Genomic DNA, 20,333 nt, shown 5'->3' with positions numbered 1-20,333 from the left:
CGTCGGTCAGAGACCGACGGCGTCGTCGGTCGAGCTGCTGCTCTGGCGCGTGACCCGCTCCGTTCCCGCCGGGTCGACGGCCGATCGGGTGACCGTCTCGGACCGGCGACGGCGCGCCAGCAGAACGATGCCGACCAGGAAGATCACTAGTCCGGCGCCCATCAGGATGTACCCGATCATGTCGAGGTTCACCCACTGCACCTCCACGTTCACGGCGAACGCGAGGATGGCGCCGATGGCGAACAGCGCGATTCCAGCTCCGATACTCATGCGGGTTCCTTTCCGGGGCACGGCGAAGCCGCCCTCCCCTGCTCCGGGACGTCGGTCCCGGGTTCACCATCCCGTGGCCGGATCGGCGACGGCAAGGGCTTGACAAGCGACAGGCGCTGGGGCATCCGAGCGCCGCGGATGTCGGAGCATCACGCTAGCGTGCGGACATGCCCCGCGTGATCTTCTACACCGCAGCGACCCTCAACGGCTTCCTCGCCGACGACCAGGATTCCCTCGACTGGCTCTTCGCCGCCCCCGGCGGCGAAGGCGGCGACTACGACTTCCAGCGGTTCCTGGACGGGATCGGCGTGCTCGTGCAGGGCTCGTCGACCTACCGGTGGGTGGTCGAGCACGAGGACCTCATCGCCCATCCGGAGAAGTGGCCGGCGTACTACGGCGACCGGCCCACATGGGTGTTCTCGCGCCGCGACCAGCCTGTCGTGCCGGGCGCCGACGTCCGCTTCGCCAGCGGCGATGTGCGCGAGATGTGGCCGGCGATCCGGGATTCGGCGGGCGGACGTGACGTCTGGGTGGTCGGCGGCGGCGACCTCGCCGGGCAGTTCGACGATGCGGGGCTCCTGGACGAGATCCGCGTGTCCATCGCCCCCGCCACGCTGCCGTCGGGCAAGCCCCTGCTCCCCCGCCGTATCGGCGCCGACCGCCTGACCCTCACCGGGGTGCGCCAGATGGGGGCGTTCGCGGAACTCAGCTACTCCGTCGCGCACCCGACAGAGTGAGCTCAGTGGGTCTGCGGCACGAACGTCGCCCATTCCGGGAACTTGGGTTCCCGCCCGTCGCCGGACGATGCTCCCGTCAGACGCCGACGCACCCAGGGGCCCAGGTGGTCGCGGTAGTACATGGCACCGCGAGTCGTCGTGAGCGCGAGGGGCGGCAGCGACCACCAGCCGGCAGGCGGCTCGAAGCCGAGGGCCGTCAGGACCCGCGCAGCCACCCGATGGTGACCGCGCGCGTTCATGTGCAGTCGGTCTTCGGACCAGTACGGCGGGGTGGCGAGCTCGCGGTCGAACCAGTTGTAGGCCCGCACGATATCGGTGCGTTCGGCGAATCGGGCCTCGACCGCGCGCGAGAGCACGTCGCCACGGCGCTGGATGACCCGGCCCAGCGGAAGCTGCGACGACGGGTTCGCGCCCGAGAGCATGATCAGCCGCACACCCTCCTCGTCGCAGCGCCGGACCACCGTCTCGAACGCCTGCACCACACGCGAGATGCTCGTGCGCGGACGCAGCATGTCGTTGCCGCCACCGTTGAACGACAGGTGCGTGGGCTTCAGCGCCAGCGCCGGCTCGAGCTGCTGCTCCACGATCGGCCAGACGAGCCTGCCGCGGATGGCGAGGTTGGCGTACTCGATCGGCTCGCCGGCGGCGTCCGCCCATCCCTGAGCTACGAGGTCCGCCCAGCCGCGCACGTGTCCGTCGGGCAGCTCGTCGCCGACACCCTCGGTGAACGAGTCGCCGATGGCGACGTAACGCACGGATGCCACGTGCCCAGCCTACGGCGCGTCAGCGATCGTCCAGCGCCACGCCCCGTCGATCGATGAGTCCCCACGTGGCGACGGCACCCACAGCGAAGAAGGCCGCGAACACCGCGAACAGCATGGAGGCGCCGCCGAGGGTCAGCAGCGGAGGCACCGCGAGGGGCGCGACGATCGAGGCGATGCGGCCGACCCCGGCGGCCCACCCGGCGCCGGTGCCGCGCAACGATGTGGGGTACATCTCGGGAGTGACGGCATAGAGGGCGCCCCATGCTCCGAGGTTGAAGAACGACAGCGCCATCCCGGCGCCGATGACGAGCGCTTCGCTCGAGGCGGTCCCGAAGACCACGGCGGCCGCGGCCGATCCGATCAGGAAGACCGACAGAGTCGCGCGTCGCCCCCACACCTCGATGAGCCAGGCCGCCACGGCATAGCCCGGCAGCTGCGCCAGCGTGATGATCAGGGTGAAGCCGAAGGACCGCACCAGGTCGTAGCCCTGCGTGACGAGGATCGACGGGATCCAGATGAACGCGCCGTAGTACGAGAAGTTCACACAGAACCACACCAGCCAGAGCGACGCGGTACGGGCTCGGAACTCGGGCGTCCACAGCGCGCCGAGGCGTGACCGCGCATCGGATGCCGCGGCGCTCGGGGCTCCCCCGTCGACGGGTGCGACCTCTGCAGCGGGCGAGAAGCCCCTCCCCTGCGTGCGAGCCGCCTCCTCGAATGTCGCCACGACGGCGTTGGCCTCGGCACGTCGTCCGCGGCGCTGCAGCCACCGGGCGGATTCCGGCAGGCCCCAGCGCACCACGACGGCGTAGATCGCCGGCACGGCGCCCAGCGCGAAGGCCCACCGCCAGCCGTCGGCGGATGCGGGGATCACCAGGTAGCCGATGAGCGCGGCGGCGGTCCAGCCGACCGCCCAGAACGCCTCCAGGATCACGATCAGCCGTCCCCGCATGCGGGCGGGCGCGAACTCGCTCACGTACGTGCTGGCCACCGGCAATTCCGCTCCGAGTCCCAGTCCCACGAAGAAGCGCAGCACCAGCAGCGCGACGAGCCCGCCCACGAGAGCGCTCGCGCCCGTCGCCAGGCCGTACACCAGCAGCGTCACGGCGAACAGCTGCCGGCGTCCGTAGCGGTCGGCCAGCAGTCCACCCAGGCTGGCGCCGATCGCCATGCCGACGAACCCGATCGACGCGATCCACGCCGTCTCATGCTGCTGCAGATCCCACTGCACCGCGAGGGCGGCGATGACGAACGAGATCAGTCCCACGTCCATCGCGTCCAGCGCCCAGCCGATGCCCGAGCCGGTCAGAACGCGCAGATGGCGTCGGGTGAAGGGCAGGTGGTCCAGGCGTGCGGGAACGCTCCGCGCACGCGTGTCGGCATCGGTCATAGCGTCATGCTACGGATCTCAGGCGAGGCACGCGTCACGCGAGCAGGTCGCGGACCATCGGCGCGACCCGCGTGCCATACAGCTCGATGGACCGCATCAGCTTGGCATGCGAGAGCGTTCCCGTGGAGAACTTCATGTCGAAGCGGGCGGCACCCAGGGTCCGGATCGTGGCGGCGATCTTGCGGGCGACGGTCTCCGGGGCGCCGATGTACAGCGCGCCCTCCGGTCCGACGTCGTGCTGGAACCGCAGCCGGTTGTACGGCGGCCACCCGCGCTCCCGGCCGATGGTGTTGTTCATCGCCTCGAATGCCGAGTACGCCTCATCCCACGCCTGCCCGTCCGTCTCGGCGATGTGACCCGGCGAGTGCACCCCGACCGGGAGCGGGTCGCGCTCGAAGGTGTCCAGCGACCGCCGGTAGAGGTCCGCGAAGGGTCGGAACCGTGCGGCCGGACCGCCGATGATGGCCAGCATCAGGCCGTACCCGTATCGCGCGGCGCGCACGACGGATTCCGGCGTCCCGCCCACGCCGACCCATGCCCGCAGCCCGTGCTCGGTCTTCGGGAACACGTCGGCGTCGGTCAGCGGCGCGCGCAGCGTTCCCTGCCAGGTGACGGGCTTCTCGGTGAGCAGCCGGGAGAACAGATCGAGCTTCTCGTCGAACAGCGTCTCGTAGTCGCGGAGGTCGTAGCCGAACAGCGGGAACGATTCGATGAACGAGCCGCGGCCGAGGATCACTTCGGCGCGACCGTTGGAGATGGCATCCAGCGTCGCGAAACGCTCGTACACGCGCACCGGATCGTCGCTGGAGAGCACCGTGACGGCCGTGCCCACGTGGATGCGCTCGGTGCGCGCTGCCGCGGCGGCGAGCACGATCTCGGGGCTGGAGACGGCGAACTCGCGGCGATGGTGCTCCCCCACGCCGAAGAACGACAGCCCGACCTCGTCGGCGAGGACCGCCTGCTCGACGACGTTGCGGATCGTCTGCGCGTCGCTGAGGCGCTCGCCGGCGTCGTCGATCGTCACATCGCCGAACGTGTCGAGTCCCAGCTGGATATCGGTGTGGTCAGCCATCGGGGCATCCTTCCATTCGCCTGCATGCAACCTGCGTCGGTGGCACGGCATTCCTCGACGGATGCCGCGAGCGTACCGTGGGGCCATGGCCCTCTTCGCGGATCGGACGGCCGCGGGCCGCGAGCTCGCGGGATCCCTTCTGCCGTGGAAGGGATCGGATGCCGTCGTCCTGGGCATTCCGCGAGGCGGCGTGGTCGTCGCGGCCGCTGTGGCGGACGCCCTCGCCCTGCCGCTGGACGCCGTTGTCGTGCGCAAGCTCGGCGCGGCCGGTCACGAGGAGTTCGCTGTCGGAGCGATCGCGGACGGTGTGCGCATCGTGGCTCCCGACGCCGTGCGCTGGGCCGGGATGTCCGCTCGCGACGTGGACGAGGTGGAGGCGGCGGAACGCGACGAGCTCGCCCGACGGACGGGCGCCTTCGGATCAGGGTCCGCCGATCTGAGCGGGCGGCCGGCGATCGTCGTGGATGACGGCGTGGCCACCGGGTCGAGCGCCGTCGCGGCGTGCCGAGCGCTGCGTGGCCGCCATCCGTCACGCATCGTCCTCGCCGTGCCCGTCGCCCCAGCTCGGTGGCATGCTCCCGCGGATGTCGTCGACGAGTTCGTCTGCCCGCATCCGCGGCGGGACTTCTGGGCGGTCGGGCAGTTCTACGACGATTTCACGCAGACCGGCGACGAGGAGGTCGTTCGGCTGCTCGCCGAGCGGCGCCCTCCGTCCGTCTGAGCGCGCGGCGACGGGCGCGCCGGTCGCGCGCTGCCCGCTCGGTCGCCGAGCGGGCAGCGCGCGTCGCCTGTCAGGTCAGCGCGAGAGCGCGAAGCGGAGGGTGTCCAGGCCCACGCCGCCGATGTCGAGCGCGCGCTTGTGGAACTGCTTGATCGAGAAGGCATCGCCTTCGCGCTCGGCGACCTCGTCGCGCAGCTGCTCCCAGATCCGCTGGCCCACCTTGTACGACGGCGCCTGCCCCGGCCACCCGAGGTAGCGGTTCACCTCGAACTTCACGAACTCGTCCGGCATGTTGACGTTGCGGCGCATGAAGTCCAGGGCGAAGTCCGCGTCCCACGTGCCGTTGCCGTCCGGCCGCTGCTTCTCGAGGTGCACGCCGATGTCGAGGACCACGCGGGCCGCGCGCATGCGCTGGCCGTCGAGCATCCCGAGCCGGTCGGCGGGGTCGTCGAGGTATCCGAGCTGCTCCATCAGGCGCTCGGCGTACAGCGCCCAGCCCTCGGCGTGGCCGGAGGTTCCGCCGAGGAGTCGGCGGTAGGAGTTGAGCTGTGCGCGGTTGTACACGGCCTGCGCGATCTGCAGATGGTGACCCGGCACGCCCTCGTGGTACACCGTCGTGAGCTCGCGCCACGTGTCGAATGAGTCCACACCCTCGGGCACCGACCACCACATGCGGCCGGGCCGCGAGAAGTCGTCGGTCGGGCCGGTGTAGTAGATGCCGCCCTCTTTGGTGGGGGCGATCATGCACTGCAGCCGCCGGATCGGTTCGGCGATGTCGAAGTGGGTCCGGCCGAGCTCTTCGACGGCACGGTCGCTGGTCTCCTGCATCCACTTCTGAAGAGCCTCGGTGCCATGGAGCTTGCGTGCCGGATCCTGTTCGAGGAAGGCGACCGCCTCCTCCACCGTCGCGCCCGGCTTGATCTCGTGGGCGATCGACTCCTGCTCGGCGACCATGCGCGCGAGCTCCTCGACGCCCCACTCGTACGTCTCGTCGAGGTCCACGGTCGCGCCGAGGAACCGGCGCGAGTGCAGCGCGTAGAGTTCGCGACCGACCGCATCCTTCTCCGACGCCGCGGGCGCGAGGTCGTTGGCGAGGAACTGGGCGAGCTCGTCGTACGCCACGCGGGCCGCGTTGGCGCTGTCCGCCAGCTCGCGGGCGAGGCTGGCCGGCAGCTGGCCTTCGGCCGGGGCGGCGTCGGCCGCGAACGCCGAGAAGAAGCCGCCGTCCTCGGTGTAGCGGCCGATCTGCGTGACGACCTCGACGACCTGACGGCGCGCCGGAACGATCCCCTGGGCGATGCCCTCGCGCAGCGTCTGGATGTAGCCGTCGATCGCGCCGGGCACCGCCTGCAGACGCGTGGCGACGACGGACCAGTCCTCGGGGGTGTCGGTCGGCATGAGGTCGAAGGCGGAGCGGATGTCCTGGGCCGGGGATGCGATGACGTTGAGGTCCCGCAGGTGCCACTTCGCCTCGTGCAGTTCGATGCCGAGCTGGATCTCACGCGCGAGGTCGTCCTTGGTCACCTCGTCGATGTCGTCGACGGCGGTGGCCTCGGACAGCGCCGCGAGGGTGCGGCGCCCCTCCGCGATGAGACGCTCCTGGCCGGCGGGGCTGTAGTCGCCGAAGCGGTCGTTGTACTCCGAGCGTCCGATATAGGTCGCCAGCGTCGGCTCGAGCTCGGCGAGGGTGTCGACCCACGCATCAGCGATCTTGTCGATCTGCGTGGGCGTGCGGGTTTCGTCAGTCATGTGGATGAGCCTAGGGATGAGTCCGACTGTGACAAAACGACGGGTTCAGTGGCCGGCGGCGTTCCAGTCGCCACCGCGACCGATCTGCACGTCGAGCGGCACCGAGAGGGTCGCTGCCCCGCCCATCCGCGTGCGAACGATGCGCTCCGCCGCGTCCCACTCCCCCGGGGCCACCTCGATGACGAGTTCATCGTGGATCTGCAGCAGCACGCGTGAGCGGAGCTCCTGGGCGGCGAAGTCGTCGTGGATGCGGAACAGCGCGATCTTCATGATGTCGGCCGCGCTGCCCTGGATGGGCGCGTTCAGCGCCGCACGCTCGGCGTTCTCACGCAGCACGCGGTTGGGGCTCGCGAGGTCCGGGAAGGGGCGGCGCCGGCCGAAGATCGTCTCGGTGTACCCGTCGATGCGGGCCTGCTCGACCGACGAGCGCAGGTAGTCCCGGACGGCGCCGAAGCGCGCGAAGTACTCCATCATGAGCTGCTTCGCCTCGGCCTGCTCGATGCGCAGCTGCTTGGACAGGCCGAACGCCGACAGCCCGTACACCAGGCCGTACGACATCGCCTTGACCTTCGTGCGCATCGCCGGCGTGACGTCCTCGGGTGCCACGGCGAAGACGCGCGCGCCGACGAACCGGTGCAGGTCCTCGCCGGAGTTGAACGCCTCGATGAGGCCGGGATCCTCGGACAGGTGCGCCATGATGCGCATCTCGATCTGCGAGTAGTCGGCCGTCAGGAGCGTCTCGTAGCCCTCGCCGACGACGAACGCCGAGCGGATGCGCCTGCTCTCCTCGGTCCTGATCGGGATGTTCTGCAGGTTCGGATCGGTGCTCGAGAGTCGACCGGTCTGGCTTCCCGTCTGCAGGTACGTGGTGTGGATGCGGCCGTCCGGACCGATCGCCGTGTCGAGCGACTCGATGATCTGGCGCAGCTTGGTGGCCTCGCGATACTGCAGGAGCAGATCCAGGAACGGATGCGGGTTCGTCTCGAGCAGGTCCGCGAGAACGGCGGCATCCGTCGAATAGCCCGTCTTCGTCTTGCGGGTCTTCGGAAGCTGCAGCTCGTCGAAGAGCACCTCCTGCAGCTGCTTGGGAGAGCCGAGGTTCACCTCGCGGCCGATCGCGGCGTACGCCAGCTCGGCCAGTGCGTCCGCGCGTTCACCGAGCTCGGACGAGAACGCCGAGAGCGAGTCGTGCGAGACGGCGACGCCGGCGAGCTCCATGTCGGCCAGCGCCTGCAGCGTCGGCAGTTCGACCTCGCTCAGAACCCCGGCGACGCTCGCGGGCAGGTCGGCGCGCAGTGCCTCGGCGACGCGCATGACGTACCAGGCCAGCTGCCCCGGCGTGGCCCCCTCCGTCTCGTGAACGAGCTGCGTGGGATCGGCCTCGGGGAGCTTCTCGTCGAGGAAGCGCTCGACGAGGTTCGCGAGGGTCTTGTCGGGGAAGCTCGGACGCAGGAGCCAGCCGGCGAGCAGGACGTCGAAAGCCAGACCGCCGAGCCGGATGCCGGCCCGACGGAGCGCCTTGACCTGCGGCTTGGCGTCGCTGAGCACTTTCGGCGACGGCGAGGCGAGCCACGGCGTGAGCGCCTCGGCGACTTCCGGAGTCCAGGTGGCTTCAGCCGCGGCATCCTCGGTGGCGAAGCCGATCCGCTGCGGCAGGCCGGCGGCGGACACGACCGTGACCCCGACCTCGCCCTCCACCGCCTCGAGCCAGGCTCGCAGATCCGCGGGCGCGGGCTCGACAGGTGTGGGCATCGGCACCGCCGCGGCCGACGTCACCGCCGCCATCTGCTGCTCGATGCCGGCGAGCTCCGCGACGCGCGGGATGAGCGTCTTGAACTCCAGGCGCGAGAAGATGTCGCGCACCGCTTGGGCATCCATGGGCTTCACCTCGAGGTCCCGCGGACCGATGGGCAGCTCCACGTCCGTCAGGAGGCGGTTCAGCATGCGGTTGCGACGCACGTCGTCGATGTGCTCGCGCAGGTTGTTGCCGACGACGCCCTTGATGGCGTCGGCGCTCTCGAGCAGCGCGTCGAGCGACCCGAACTGGGTCAGCCACTTGACCGCCGTCTTCTCCCCGACCTTCGGCACTCCCGGAAGGTTGTCGCTCGTCTCGCCCACGAGCGCCGCGATGTCGGGATACTGCTCGGGCGGCACGCCGTACCGGTCGATCACCGCCTGGCGGTCGTAGCGCTTCAGCTGGGACACCCCCTGAACGTTCGGGTACAGCAGGGTGATCTGGTCGTTGACCAGCTGGATGGTGTCGCGGTCCCCCGAGCAGACGAGCACCCGGTATCCCTCTGCGGCCCCCTGTGTGGCGAGCGTGGCGAGGATGTCGTCGGCTTCGATGTCCTCCTGCTGGAGCACCGGGATGCTCATGGCGGCCAGGCAGTCCTGCAGGAGGGCGATCTGGCCCTTGAACTCGCTGGGCGTCTCGGAGCGGTTCGCCTTGTACTCGGCGTACTGGCGCGTGCGGAACGACTGCCGGGACGTGTCGAACGCCACCGCCAGGTGCGTGGGCTTCTCGGCTTTGATCAGGTTGATCAGCATCGCGAGGAACCCGTAGATCCCGTTCGTGTGCTGCCCGTCCTTGGTGGAGAAGTTGTCCACCGGCAGGGCGTAGAACGCCCGGTACGCCAGCGAATGGCCGTCCACGACCAGAAGGGTAGGCTTTGCGGAGTCCGTCACCCTGCAAGCCTAGTCAGCGTCGCCGACAGCGCCCGGCGCTCCCGACCGAAGGTGAGACATGCTCGAACACTCCCCCACAGACGTCGACGGCCTCGCCTGGGCGGCCGAACGCGGGATGGGTGCCCTCGCCGAGAAGATGGGGGTGCGGTTCGTCGAGTTCTCGGTGCAGCGCGCGGTCGCCACGATGCCCGTCGAGGGCAACACGCAGCCGGTCGGGCTGCTGCACGGAGGCGCGTACGTCGTCCTCGGCGAATCGCTCGGCTCGATGGCGGCGAACCTGCACGCCGGTCCGGGAAGGCTCGCCGTCGGTGTGGACATCAATGCCACCCACACCCGTTCGGCGACGTCCGGCATGGTCACCGGTGTGTGCACGCCGCTGCACCTCGGCCGCACTCTGACCGTGCACGAGATCGTCATCACCGACGAGCACGGCAGGCGGTGCTCGACGGTGCGCATCACCAACCACATCAAGGACCTTCCGACTCCCTGACGCACACGAAAGCGGATGTCACACGGGGGTGGCATCCGCTTCTCGTCGAGGTTCCTGTCAGCCCTTCTTGGGTGCCAGCTGCTCGATGATCGCCTTTGCGACGTCCTGCATCGTCAGGCGGCGGTCCATCGACGCCTTCTGGATCCAGCGGAACGCCTCGGGCTCGGTCAGGCCCATCTTCTCGTTGAGGAGGCCCTTGGCGCGGTCGACGAGCTTGCGGGTCTCGAAGCGCTCGACCATGTCGGCGACCTCGGCCTCGAGCGTGATGATCTGCTCGTAGCGGGCGAGGGCGATCTCGATCGCCGGCAGCAGGTCGTTGGGCGTGAACGGCTTCACCACGTACGCCAGTGCGCCGGCCTCGCTCGCGCGCTCGACGAGCTCCTTCTGACTGAACGCGGTCAGCAGCACGACCGGAGCGATGTGGTTCTTGCTGAGCTTCTCGGCCGCCGAGATGCCGTCGAGCTGCGGCATCTTGACGTCCATGATGACGAGGTCGGGGCGCAGCTCGGTGGCCAGCTGCACCGCGGTCTCGCCGTCGCCGGCCTCGCCGACGACATCGAAACCGTTGTCGCGGAGGATCTCGACGATGTCGAGTCGGATCAGCGACTCGTCTTCGGCGACGACGACACGACGGGGGGTGGCCGCCGCCACGGCTGCGTTCTGCTCCTGCTCAGTCACCTTTAGATCCTAAGGTATGGTCGATCGCGGACGCGCGGCGGCGCGAGCCGGTGTGGCGGAATGGCAGACGCGACCGACTCAAACTCGGTTGCCCGAAAGGGCGTGTGGGTTCGACTCCCACCACCGGCACGAAGGTCCGGGAGCCGCCCGCAGGGTGCCTCCCCTTCTTCGTGCCCACCACCGGCACAGCGAGTCGCATGCGCCCTCTCGGCGCAGATCGCAACCCCCCTGCGTCACGGCCTGAGATGCCCGAGGCTGGCGGTATGACCGATCGCGATGACATCAAGCAGCCCTCGGACCACCTTCCACCCAAGGACGAGCGCGACCCCGGCACGGAGGTCGAACAGCCGCACTACCCGGGCACCGAGGCACCCGATGGCGTTTCCCCCGTCTCTCCCGCCACGGCGGCCGATCCGCGGATCGGCGACGCGGACCGTCACGACGTCGACACCATGCCTCCGAGCTGAAGCGGCCGACCCTCGGGGCGGGTCGTGTCAATCCCCCACGGCGAGCATCGGGCCGATGCGAGGATGGCCGCTCGCCATATGAAGGGATGCCGATGCCTGACTCCGTCATCGTCGAGACCGCCCGCGAGAGCTTCGGCTTCGAGGCGCTGCGCGAAGGGCAGCGTGAAGCGGTCGACGCGCTCGTCGAGGGTCGCGACGTCATCGGCGTCCTGCCGACGGGCGCCGGCAAGTCCGCGGTATACCAGCTCGCCGGGACGCTGCGTGACGGCGTCACTGTGGTCGTCTCACCGCTCATCGCACTGCAGAACGATCAGCTGGCACAGCTGGAGGACGCGCCGGACGCCCCGCGCGGCATCGTCCTCAATTCCACTCTCGGGGAGCGCGCGACCGCCGACGCGTGGGAGGCGCTCCGCACGGGCACGGCGCGCTTCGTCTTCCTCACGCCCGAGCAGCTGGCCAAGGATGCCGTCGTCTCGGCCCTGCGGGAGATCGGCGTGGGCCTTCTCGCGGTGGACGAGGCGCACTGCGTGGCCAGCTGGGGGCACGACTTCCGGCCGGACTACCTCCGGCTTGGCGCGGCGCGCGACCGACTGGGCAGACCGCCGGTCGTCGCCCTGACGGCGACCGGCGCGGAACCGGTCCGTGAGGAGATCGCCGAGCGGCTCGGGATGCGCGACCCGCTGCTGGTCGTGCGCGGCGTCGACCGCCCCAACATCGAGCTGACGGTGCACCGGGCGACATCCCCCGACGACAAGCGCCGCGCGGTGCTGCAGCTGGTTCCCGAGCTGCCACGGCCGGGCCTGGTCTACACCGCGACGCGCCGGGAAGCGGAGGAGTACGCGGAGGCGCTCGCCGAAGAGGCGGGCCTGCGCGCCGGCGTGTACCACGCGGGCCTCTCCGCCGCCGACCGTGCGGAGGCGCATCGGGCGTTCCTGCACGACGAGCTCGACGTCGTGGTGGCCACCAACGCCTTCGGCATGGGCATCGACAAGCCCAACGTCCGCTTCGTCGTGCACGCGTCCGTACCGGAATCGCTCGACGCGTACTACCAGGAGTTCGGTCGCGCCGGTCGGGACGGCGAGCCCGCCGACGCCGTCCTGTTCTACCGCTCCGAGGATCTCGGCATCCGGAAGTACTTCGCCTCGCGGAGCGTCGATCGCGACATGCTCGTCCGGATGCACCGCGCGATCGCCTCGGCGTCCGCGCCCCGGCGGATGAAGGGGCTCGCCGAGGAGCTGGGCATCTCGCCCCGCACGGCCACCGGACTGGTCAACCTCCTCGTCGAAGGCGGCGTCGGGCGGATGACCCGCCGCGGAGCCGCCGGCGACGCATCCGTCCCGCCGGAGGAGGCGGCTGCGCTCGCCGAGGCGGCGTCGGAGCGCCGGGAGCGGATCGAGCAGTCACGCCTGGAGGTCATGCGGCGCTACGCCGAGACGCGCGACTGCCGCCGTCGAGCGCTGCTGCACTACTTCGGCGACGACCTGCCCGACCCCTGCGGCCACTGCGACACCTGCCGGGCGGGCACCGCGCAGCGCGCGGCGGTCGACGAGGCGGCCGCGCCGTTCCCGACGGGCTCGGAGGTCGAGCACGTCGAGTGGGGTCGCGGGACCGTCTCGGCTGTCGAGGACGATCGCCTCACCGTGTTCTTCGAGGAACAGGGATACAAGACGCTCGCCCTCGACGCCGTGACCGAGAACCGGCTGCTCATCCTCGTCGAGTGATCGCCCGACGCGGTGCGGGTCAGCGGGACTGGTAGATCGGCGCCTTGCCGTGCACCGCGTCGCCCACCTTGTGGATGCGGATGTCGTTCGTCGAGCCGATGATCCCGGGAGGTGACCCGGAGATCACGACCACCTTGTCGCCGACCTTCGCGAGGTCGTTCGACAGCAGGTAGTCGTCGACCTGGAGGAACATCAGGTCGGTGTGGGCCACGTGCTCGACGAGCGAGGACTGCACGCCCCACGTGACAGCCATGCGGCGTCGGATGGCCGGGTCCGGCGTGAAGCCGAGCATCGGGATGCGCGGTCGCAGGCGCGACATGCGCCGTGCGGTGTCACCGGACTCGGTGAAGATGCACAGGTACTTCGCCTCGACGAACTCGGCCACCTCCATGGCAGCCAGCGTGATGGCCCCGCCCTGCGTCCGAGGCTTGGTGCTGAGCGGCTGGATGCGCTCCAGTCCGTGCTCCTCGGTGGAGTCGATGATGCGCGCCATCGTCTCGACGACGGTCACCGGATACTTGCCGACGCTCGTCTCGCCCGACAGCATGACCGCATCGGCGCCGTCGAGGACGGCGTTGGCCACGTCGCTGGTCTCGGCGCGCGTGGGAACGGGGTTCTCGATCATGGACTCGAGCATCTGCGTGGCCACGATGACCGGCTTGGCCATGCGGCGGCACAGCTCGACGGCGCGCTTCTGCACGATCGGCACGGCCTCCAGCGGAAGCTCGACGCCGAGGTCGCCGCGCGCGACCATGATGCCGTCGAAGGCGTCGATGATCTCCTCGAGATTCTCCACGGCCTGCGGCTTCTCGATCTTGGCGATGACCGGGACGTGGCGTCCCTCCTCGGCCATGATGACGTGGACGCGCTGGACGTCCTTGGCGTCGCGCACGAACGACAGCGCGATGATGTCGGCGCCCGCGCGCAGACCCCAGCGGAGGTCGGCCTCGTCCTTCTCGGACAGGGCCGGCACATTGACGGCCACACCCGGGAGGTTGATGCCCTTGTTGTTCGAGACCGGTCCCCCGACGACGACCTCGGTCGTCACGACGGTGCCGTCCGTCTCGATCACCTTGACGCGCACCTTGCCGTCGTCGATGAGCAGGAAGTCGCCCGGCTTGACGTCCTGCGGCAGGCCCTTGAACGTCGTCGAGACGATCTCCTTCGTGCCGAGGATGTCTTCCGTGGTGATCTTGAAGATGTCGCCGACGGCGAGATCGTGCGGGCCGTTCTCGAACTTGCCGAGCCGGATCTTCGGGCCCTGCAGGTCGACGAGGATCGCCACCGCGCGGCCGGCGTCGTCGGCCGCCTTGCGGACGTTGGCGAAGTTGTTCTCGTGGACCGAGTAGTCCCCGTGGCTCAGGTTGAAGCGGGTGACGTCCACGCCGGCGTCGATGATCGCGCGGACCATCTCATACGTCGATGTGGCCGGACCCAGGGTGGCGACGATCTTGGCGCGTCTCATCCGTGGTTTGTCTCCGGGGTATGTGGTGAAGGGGGCGAAATGCCTCGGCAAGCCTACGCGGGCTGCAGTCCGATGGCGACATCGTGCGGATGGACGGGAGCGGGCAGCTCGGTGTCGCCCATGAGGTACCGGTCGACCTCAGCGGCGGCGGCGCGGCCCTCGGCGATGGCCCACACGATGAGCGACTGCCCACGGCCGGCGTCGCCCGCGACGAACACGCCGGGGGTGGTCGTCTGGTAGTCCTTCTCGCGCCGGACGTTGCCACGGTTGGTGAACCCCGCGCCCAGCTGCTCCTGCAGCAGCGCCTGCTCGGGACCGGTGAAGCCCATGGCGATGAGGACGAGATCCGCCGGGATCTCGCGCTCGGTGCCGCTCTTGGGCACACGGCGCCCGTCGACGAACTCGGTCTCGGCCACGCGCAGCGCGCGGACCTCGCCCGCCTCGTTGCCGAGGAACTCGACGGTGGAGGCGAGGAAGCTGCGCTCTCCGCCCTCCTCGTGCGCGGACTGCACCTCGAACAGCGTCGCGGCCATCGGCCACGGCTGGTCCTCGGGGCGCTCCCCGGGTGGGCGGCGTCCGATCGCGAGGTTGGTGACGCTCAGCGCGCCGTGGCGGTGCGCGGTGCCGATGCAGTCGGCGCCGGTGTCGCCGCCGCCGATGACGACGACGTGCTTGCCCTCGGCGGTGATCTGGTTCGGCACGGCGTCGCCGGCGACGGCCCGGTTCGACTCGACGAGGTACTCCATCGCGAAGTGCACACCGGCGAGGTCGCGACCCGGGATGGGAAGGTCCCGGGGCACCGTGCTGCCCGTCGCGATGACGACCGCGTCGTAGCGCGCCCGCAGGTCGCTCCAGGAGATGTCCTTGCCGATCTCGACCCCCGCCCGGAACCGCGTGCCCTCGTCCTGCATCTGGCGCAGGCGCGCCTCGAGATGCCGCTTCTCCATCTTGAAGTCGGGGATACCGTAGCGCAGCAGTCCGCCGATGCGGTCGTCGCGCTCGAACACCGCCACGGTGTGCCCCGCCCGGGTGAGCTGCTGCGCGGCCGCGAGACCGGCAGGGCCGGAGCCGACCACGGCGACGGTCTTGCCGGTCAGGCGCCCCGGCGGCTCGGGCTCGACCCAGCCGTTGGCGAAGGCCTCGTCGATGATCGAGACCTCGACCTGCTTGATGGTCACGGCGGGCTGGTTGATGCCGAGCACGCAGGCGCTCTCGCAGGGCGCCGGGCACAGGCGACCGGTGAACTCCGGGAAGTTGTTCGTCGCATGCAGGCGCTCGATCGCGGCACGGCCCTCACCGCGCCACATCAGGTCGTTCCACTCGGGGATCAGGTTCCCCAGCGGGCAGCCCTTGTGGCAGAACGGGATGCCGCAGTCCATGCAGCGTCCGGCCTGACGGCGCAGTACCGCCGAGTCGCCCGGCTCATAGACCTCTTTCCAGTCCATGATGCGCACCGGCACGGGCCGCCGCGGCGGCAGCTCGCGCTCGGTGACCTTGAGAAAGCCTTTCGGGTCAGCCACCCGTCACCTCCAGGATGCGGTTCCAGACGACGTCGCCGTCGGGGTCCAGCCCCTGAGCGACCGCCTCCTGGCGCGTCTGCAGCACCGCGGCGTAGTCGCGGGGCATGACGCGGACGAAATTCTGCAGCTCCGCCTCGAAGTTCTCGAGGAGGTCGCGTGCGAGTGTGGATTCGGTTTCGGCGAGGTGGTGCTCCAGCAGGTCGCGGAGGATCTCGGCGTCGCCGGAGCCGAGCTCGCCGAGCTCGAGCTCGCCGGTCGACAGCGCCTCGCGGTTGACCAGCTTCTGGTCCAGCCGATAGACGTACGCCGTGCCGCCCGACATCCCGGCGCCGAGATTGCGCCCTGTCGCGCCGAGGATGACCGCGAGACCGCCCGTCATGTACTCCAGCGCGTGGTCGCCGACACCCTCGACGACGGCGGTCGCACCGGAGTTGCGCACGAAGAAGCGCTCCCCCACGACGCCCCGCAGGAACATGGTCCCCTGCGTCGCGCCGTAGCCGATGACGTTGCCGGCGATGACGTTCTTCGACGCGTCGAACGCGGCGCCGCGCGGGGGCCGGATGACGATCTGCCCGCCCGAGAGCCCCTTGCCGACGTAGTCGTTCGAGTCGCCCTCGAGGCGGAGTGTGATGCCTGCGGGCATGAAGGCGCCGAAGGACTGTCCCGCCGACCCGGTGAGGTTCACCACGATGCTGCCCGAGGGCAGCCCGTTCTCGCCGCGGGCGCGGGTCACATGGTGTCCGAGCAGGGTCCCGACGGCGCGTTCGGTGTTGCGGATCGGCAGGTCGATGGTGACGTGACCGCCGTTGTCGATGACATCCCGCGCGCGCTCGAGAAGCGCCACGTCGAAGTGCTCGTCGAGCTCGTGCTTCTGGCTCGTGGTGTTCCTGCGCGGCTCGTCCTCCGAGAAGCGCGGGCCTTCCAGGATCGGCGTGAGGTCGAGGCCGTTGGCCTTCCAGTGCGCGACGGCGCCCTCGGTGTCGAGCAGGTCGCTGCGGCCGATGGCTTCATCGAGCGTGCGGAAGCCGAGCTCGGCGAGGTACTCGCGCACCTCCTGCGCGACGAACTCCATGAAGTTGACGACGAACTCCGGCTTGCCGGTGAAGCGCGAACGCAGCACCGGGTTCTGCGTCGCCACGCCCACCGGGCAGGTGTCCAGGTGGCACACGCGCATCATGATGCAGCCCGAGACGACCAGCGGCGCCGTGGCGAAGCCGAACTCCTCGGCGCCCAGCAGCGCGCCGATGATGACGTCGCGGCCGGTCTTCAGCTGGCCGTCGACCTGCACGACCACACGGTCGCGCATGCCGTTGAGCATCAGGGTCTGCTGCGTCTCGGCGAGCCCCAGCTCCCACGGCGTTCCGGCGTGCTTGAGCGAGTTCAGCGGGCTCGCACCGGTGCCGCCGTCGTGACCCGAGATGAGGATGACGTCGGCCAGCGCCTTCGCGGTGCCCGCGGCGACGGCACCGATGCCCGACTGGCTGACCAGCTTGACGTGCACGCGTGCGTCGGGGTTCGCCCGCTTCAGGTCGAAGATCAGCTGCTTGAGGTCCTCGATGGAGTAGATGTCGTGGTGCGGCGGCGGCGAGATCAGTCCCACGCCGGCCGTCGCGTGGCGCGTGCGGGCGACCCACGGGTACACCTTGGTGGGCGGCAGCTGACCGCCCTCGCCCGGCTTGGCGCCCTGCGCGAGCTTGATCTGGATGTCGTCCGCCTCGGTGAGGTACAGGCTCGTCACGCCGAACCGGCCGGATGCCACCTGCTTGATGGCGCTGCGCCGCTCGGGATCGAGGAGCCGCTCGACGTCCTCGCCGCCCTCACCGGTGTTCGACTTCGCACCCAGGCGGTTCATCGCGATGGCGAGCGTCTCGTGCGCCTCCTTCGAGATGGACCCGTAGCTCATCGCGCCGGTCGAGAAGCGCTTGACGATCGACGACACCGGCTCGACCTCGTCGATCGGCACAGGGGGGCGGGCGCCGGTGCGCAGGCGGAACATGCCGCGCAGCGTCTTCAGCTCCTCCGTCTGGTCGTCGACCAGCTTGGTGTACTCGCGGAAGATGTCGTACCGACGGGTGCGCGTGGAGTGCTGCAGCCGGAACACCGTGTCGGGGTTGAACAGGTGCGGCGAGCCGTCGCGGCGCCACTGGTACTCGCCACCGGTCCACAGTCGCTCGTGAGCGCGGGCTGCGGCATCCGCCGGGTAGGCGAAGGCGTGGCGCGCCTCGTTCTCGGCGGCGATCTGCTCGATGCCGATGCCGCCCAGCTTCGTCTCCGTGCCGGTGAAGTACGCGTCGACGAACTCCTGGCTGAGCCCGATCGCCTCGAAGATCTGGGCGCCCGAGTACGACGCGACGGTCGAGATGCCCATCTTCGACATGATCTTCAGCACGCCCTTGCCGAGCGCGTAGATGAGGTTGCGCACCGCCTTCTCGGGTGTGATGCCCGTGATGAAGCCCGTGCGGACCAGGTACTCGACGGTCTCCATCGCGAGGTACGGGTTCACCGCCGACGCGCCGTATCCGATCAGCATCGCGACGTGGTGCACCTCGCGGACGTCACCGGCTTCGGCGACGAGACCGACCTTCATCCGGTTCTCGTTGCGGATCAGGTGGTGATGCACCGCCGAGACGAGCAGCAGCGACGGGATGGGGACGAGGTCCTTGTTGGAGTCGCGGTCGGACAGGATGATGAACTCCACGCCGCGGGCGATCGCCTCATCGACCTCGGTGCAGATCTCGTCCAGGCGCGCCTTCATCGAGCCGGGACCGGCGTCGAAGTGGTACAGCCCGCGGATCGTGACGGCGGACCGCTCCGGGAGGGCGCGGTCGATGTGCTGGATCTTGGCCAGCTCGTCATTGTCGATGACGGGGAAGTCCAGCGTGACGCGACGAGCGTGATCCGGGCCGGAGGCCAGCAGGTTCGGCTCGGGCCCGAGTCCTGTCTTCAGGCTCGTGACGACCTCTTCGCGGATGGAATCCAGCGGCGGGTTGGTCACCTGCGCGAACTGCTGCGTGAAGTAGTCGAACAGCAGACGCGGGCGCTCGCTGAGCACGGCGACCGGCGTGTCGCTTCCCATCGCGCCCAGCGGCTCGGCGCCGGTCTGCCCCATCGGGGTGAGGAGGATGCGCACTTCTTCCTCGGTGTATCCGAAGGTGCGCTGGCGACGGGTGATGGAGGCGATCGGGTGCACGATGTGCTCGCGCTCGGGGAGGTCCGCGAGACGGACGCGTCCGGCGTCGAGCCACTCCTGCCACGGCTCGAGCTCGGCGAGCTCCGCCTTGATCTCCTCGTCCTCGACGATGCGGCGCTGGGCCGTGTCGACGAGGAACATGCGTCCGGGGCGGAGCCGTCCGCGACGCTTGATCCGCTCGGGCTCGAAGTCGAGCACACCGGTCTCGCTGCCGATGACGATCAGCCCGTCGGTGGTCTCGGTCCACCGGCCCGGGCGGAGTCCGTTGCGGTCGAGCGTCGCTCCCACGAGCGTGCCGTCGGTGAAGATGAGCGCGGCCGGGCCGTCCCAGGGCTCCATCTGCATCGAGTGGTACTCGTAGAACGCCCGCAGCTTCGGGTCGATGTCGGCCTGCTTCTCGTAGGCCTCGGGCACCATCATCATGATCGCGTGCGGGAGGCTGCGGCCGGTCAGGGTCAGCAGCTCGAGCACCTCGTCGAACGACGCCGAGTCGCTTGCTCCCTCGGTGCAGATGGGCAGCAGCGGCCGGATGTCGCCGAGCAGCTCGGACTCCAGCTGCGACTGCCGGGCGCGCATCCAGTTGCGGTTGCCGTTGACGGTGTTGATCTCGCCGTTGTGCGCGAGCATCCGCAGCGGCTGGGCGAGGGGCCAGGACGGGAAGGTGTTGGTCGAGTAGCGGGAGTGCACCACCGCGAGCTCGGACGCGAACCGCTCGTCCTGCAGGTCGGGGTAGAACGGCTCGAGCTGGAGCGTCGTCACCATGCCCTTGTAGCCGAGCGTCCGCGCCGACAGCGACACGAAGTAGGCGTCGAGCTCGGTGCGGGCGCGCTTGCGCAGCCGGTAGGTGCGGCGGTCCAGGGCGATTCCCGACAGCGCGGGTGCGTCCGCGACGGCAGGGCGCGACACGAACAGCTGCTCGAAGGCCGGGCGCGCTTGGAAGGCGAGCTTGCCCAGGTTCTCCTCGGCGGTCGGAACCTCGCGCCATCCGAGCACCGTGAGGCCCTCGGATGCCGCGATCTGCTCGATGCCGGCCTTCTGAGCCGCGCGCGCCTGGTCGTCACGGGGCAGGAACACCATGCCCGCGGCGTACTCCCCCACCGGCGGGAGATCGAAGTCGACCACCGCGCGCAGGAACGCGTCGGGCATCTGCGTCAGGATGCCCGCGCCGTCGCCCGTGCCCGCGTCCGAGCCGATCGCTCCGCGGTGCTCGAGGTTGCGAAGCGCCGTGAGCGCCAGGTCGATGATGTCGTGACCGGCATGGCCGCGAAGGGTCGCGACCATGGCCAGGCCACAGGCGTCCTTCTCGAAGGCAGGGTTGTACATCCCCTGCTTCCGCGGGAAGCCTGCGGTACCCGACGATGCGGGGGCGTGCGCCTGGGAAAAGGCGCCGTGACGGGGGCTCGAAGCCATACCT

Annotated in this window: 15 protein-coding genes and 1 tRNA gene; 6 read left to right on the top strand and 10 right to left on the bottom strand. The window is 69.8% G+C overall.

Features of this window, described 5'->3' with window-relative positions:
• Positions 1–6: 6 nt before the first annotated feature.
• Positions 7–270 (bottom strand): DUF6458 family protein, encoded by a 264-nt coding sequence (locus tag AC5RVZ_RS15500; protein ID WP_494066660.1) that lies wholly within the window; start codon positions 268–270, stop codon positions 7–9.
• Positions 271–437: 167 nt separating this feature from the next.
• On the opposite strand from AC5RVZ_RS15500, the gene AC5RVZ_RS15495 reads away from it, so the two are divergent.
• Complete coding sequence (locus AC5RVZ_RS15495; RefSeq protein WP_494066659.1) at positions 438–1,007, top strand: dihydrofolate reductase family protein; 570 nt, start codon at positions 438–440, stop codon at positions 1,005–1,007.
• A 2-nt stretch (positions 1,008–1,009) separates the two neighbouring features.
• On the opposite strand, the gene AC5RVZ_RS15490 is transcribed toward AC5RVZ_RS15495, so the two are convergent.
• Genes AC5RVZ_RS15490 through AC5RVZ_RS15480 form a run of 3 tightly spaced genes read right to left on the bottom strand, consistent with a single transcriptional unit; the run spans position 1,010 to position 4,233 of the window.
• The gene (locus tag AC5RVZ_RS15490) at positions 1,010–1,771 is read right to left on the bottom strand and encodes an SGNH/GDSL hydrolase family protein (RefSeq protein ID WP_494066658.1); all 762 of its coding nucleotides are present in this window, start codon (positions 1,769–1,771) and stop codon (positions 1,010–1,012) included.
• Between the two features lie 19 nt (positions 1,772–1,790).
• Complete coding sequence (locus tag AC5RVZ_RS15485; protein WP_494066657.1) at positions 1,791–3,161, bottom strand: MFS transporter; 1,371 nt, start codon at positions 3,159–3,161, stop codon at positions 1,791–1,793.
• A gap of 34 nt (positions 3,162–3,195) precedes the next feature.
• On the bottom strand, positions 3,196–4,233 hold the full coding sequence (locus tag AC5RVZ_RS15480; protein ID WP_494066656.1) for an LLM class flavin-dependent oxidoreductase: 1,038 nt from the start codon (positions 4,231–4,233) through the stop codon (positions 3,196–3,198).
• An 85-nt stretch (positions 4,234–4,318) separates the two neighbouring features.
• On the opposite strand from AC5RVZ_RS15480, the gene AC5RVZ_RS15475 reads away from it, so the two are divergent.
• Entirely contained in the window at positions 4,319–4,954 is a 636-nt protein-coding gene (locus AC5RVZ_RS15475; RefSeq protein ID WP_494066655.1) for a phosphoribosyltransferase, read from the top strand.
• 75 nt (positions 4,955–5,029) lie between these two features.
• Here the strand turns inward: AC5RVZ_RS15475 and AC5RVZ_RS15470 are convergent, their stop codons facing one another.
• Both AC5RVZ_RS15470 and polA read right to left on the bottom strand, forming a co-directional pair.
• A complete protein-coding gene (locus AC5RVZ_RS15470; RefSeq protein ID WP_494066654.1) occupies positions 5,030–6,703 on the bottom strand; it encodes a DUF885 domain-containing protein in 1,674 nt (557 codons plus the stop codon).
• A gap of 45 nt (positions 6,704–6,748) precedes the next feature.
• On the bottom strand, positions 6,749–9,388 hold the full coding sequence (gene polA, locus AC5RVZ_RS15465) for a DNA polymerase I (protein ID WP_494066653.1): 2,640 nt from the start codon (positions 9,386–9,388) through the stop codon (positions 6,749–6,751).
• A 58-nt stretch (positions 9,389–9,446) separates the two neighbouring features.
• On the opposite strand from polA, the gene AC5RVZ_RS15460 reads away from it, so the two are divergent.
• Entirely contained in the window at positions 9,447–9,878 is a 432-nt protein-coding gene (locus tag AC5RVZ_RS15460) for a hotdog fold thioesterase (protein ID WP_494066652.1), read from the top strand.
• A 57-nt stretch (positions 9,879–9,935) separates the two neighbouring features.
• On the opposite strand, the gene AC5RVZ_RS15455 is transcribed toward AC5RVZ_RS15460, so the two are convergent.
• Positions 9,936–10,556: an ANTAR domain-containing response regulator gene (locus tag AC5RVZ_RS15455; RefSeq protein WP_494066651.1), complete on the bottom strand. Its 621-nt coding sequence runs from the start codon at positions 10,554–10,556 to the stop codon at positions 9,936–9,938.
• A 46-nt stretch (positions 10,557–10,602) separates the two neighbouring features.
• On the opposite strand from AC5RVZ_RS15455, the gene AC5RVZ_RS15450 reads away from it, so the two are divergent.
• The 3 genes from AC5RVZ_RS15450 (at position 10,603) to AC5RVZ_RS15440 (ending at position 12,744) form a co-directional block, all read left to right on the top strand.
• Positions 10,603–10,685 (top strand) — tRNA-Leu (locus tag AC5RVZ_RS15450).
• A 134-nt stretch (positions 10,686–10,819) separates the two neighbouring features.
• Entirely contained in the window at positions 10,820–11,023 is a 204-nt protein-coding gene (locus AC5RVZ_RS15445) for a hypothetical protein (RefSeq protein ID WP_494066650.1), read from the top strand.
• Between the two features lie 92 nt (positions 11,024–11,115).
• Positions 11,116–12,744, top strand: coding sequence for a RecQ family ATP-dependent DNA helicase (locus AC5RVZ_RS15440; RefSeq protein ID WP_494066649.1), 1,629 nt, complete (start codon positions 11,116–11,118; stop codon positions 12,742–12,744).
• Positions 12,745–12,763: 19 nt separating this feature from the next.
• Here AC5RVZ_RS15440 and pyk read toward each other — a convergent pair whose 3' ends face one another.
• The 3 genes from pyk to gltB are packed head-to-tail and all read right to left on the bottom strand — an operon-like array spanning position 12,764 to position 20,329.
• Positions 12,764–14,209 (bottom strand): pyruvate kinase, encoded by a 1,446-nt coding sequence (pyk, locus tag AC5RVZ_RS15435; RefSeq protein WP_494066648.1) that lies wholly within the window; start codon positions 14,207–14,209, stop codon positions 12,764–12,766.
• A 53-nt stretch (positions 14,210–14,262) separates the two neighbouring features.
• Positions 14,263–15,729: a glutamate synthase subunit beta gene (locus tag AC5RVZ_RS15430; RefSeq protein WP_494066647.1), complete on the bottom strand. Its 1,467-nt coding sequence runs from the start codon at positions 15,727–15,729 to the stop codon at positions 14,263–14,265.
• The gene (gltB, locus tag AC5RVZ_RS15425) at positions 15,722–20,329 is read right to left on the bottom strand and encodes a glutamate synthase large subunit (protein WP_494066646.1); all 4,608 of its coding nucleotides are present in this window, start codon (positions 20,327–20,329) and stop codon (positions 15,722–15,724) included. Before gltB ends, AC5RVZ_RS15430 begins: the two co-directional genes overlap by 8 nt.
• Between the last annotated feature and the right edge of the window lie 4 nt (positions 20,330–20,333).

This window comes from Arthrobacter sp. Cza30 (assembly GCF_059090765.1).
Note: the sequence above shows the minus strand (reverse complement) of the source record. Positions and strands in the feature narration are given on the sequence as shown.